This window comes from Pseudoalteromonas sp. S3431, from assembly GCF_000690035.1.
GTDB lineage: Bacteria > Pseudomonadota > Gammaproteobacteria > Enterobacterales > Alteromonadaceae > Pseudoalteromonas > Pseudoalteromonas fuliginea.
Genome location: NZ_JJNY01000107.1, coordinates 1 through 539 on the forward strand (window position 1 = coordinate 1; position 539 = coordinate 539).

A 539-nucleotide genomic window follows, 5' to 3' on the forward strand; every position below is an offset into this window, starting at 1 on the left:
GAAGTGTTATTAGTGTTGAAAAATCCAAAAATCCAAAAATCCAAAAATCCAAAAATCCAAAAATCCAAAAATCCAAAAATCCAAAAATATTCAGTACTTATAAAGATTCAATTTGGTAGCATAAATTTAAACATCCAACTTTATTAGGAGGATTTATGGCAAGTGGATGGGCACGAGACGGTGCAATTCAAGATCAAATTGATGCAAGTGTTAACGACGCCGTGCAGTTTGCAAGAAGCAATTTAATATCTGGCGCAAGTGCAGAGCTATGTGATGAGTGTGGTGAGAAAATCCCACAAGCACGAAGGCTCGCGTTACCTGGAGTGCGTTATTGTGTTGCATGCCAAGCTGCAATAGAAGGCAATGATACTAGCGCTAAATCGTTTAATAGACGTGGCAGTAAAGATAGTCAGTTGCGTTAAAAAGGTGCTGAAAAGCACCTTTTTATTTAATACCAATCTAAATAAGTATTTGAAAATTTATAAAATTAAATCCCTCCATAGTTATACCAACCAGCATAAATCTTTGATCAATTTAAC

1 protein-coding gene is annotated in these 539 nt (G+C 35.4%); it reads left to right on the forward strand.

Annotated elements, in window-relative coordinates:
- Nucleotides 1-155 precede the first annotated feature (155 nt).
- On the forward strand, nucleotides 156-422 hold the full coding sequence (locus tag DO88_RS01220) for a DksA/TraR family C4-type zinc finger protein (RefSeq protein WP_033040954.1): 267 nt from the start codon (nucleotides 156-158) through the stop codon (nucleotides 420-422).
- Nucleotides 423-539 lie beyond the last annotated feature (117 nt).